Below are 362 nucleotides of genomic sequence, written 5' to 3' on the forward strand. Positions count from 1 at the left end.
AAGACGACAACGCTGCGCGCCATTATGGGCATCATCCGCAAGCGCACCGGCACCATCACGCTTGACGGCAAAGATATTCTGCGCGTGCCGCTGCATCGCATTGCCCGCGCGGGTCTTGGCTTTGTGCCGGAAGAACGCGGGATTTTTGCAACGCTCAACGTGCATGAGAACCTGCTCCTTCCACCGGTCGTCGGCAAAGGGGCGCAGGGGGCCCAGGGGGTAATGTCCTTGGAAGAGATTTACGAGCTCTTTCCCAATCTCTATGAGCGCCGCAACAGCCCCGGCACCAAGCTTTCGGGCGGTGAACAGCAGATGCTGGCGATTGCGCGCATTTTGCGCACCGGTGTTAAAATCCTGCTTCT

1 protein-coding gene is annotated in these 362 nt (G+C 59.1%); it reads left to right on the forward strand.

Annotated features, from left to right (window positions below; genetic code table 11):
- On the forward strand, positions 1 to 362 hold a 362-nt coding region (locus tag FJQ48_RS22220; RefSeq protein ID WP_139977095.1), incomplete at both ends, for an ATP-binding cassette domain-containing protein.

Origin of the sequence: Ochrobactrum sp. CGA5 (assembly GCF_006345815.1) — a bacterium.
Taxonomy (GTDB): domain Bacteria; phylum Pseudomonadota; class Alphaproteobacteria; order Rhizobiales; family Rhizobiaceae; genus Brucella.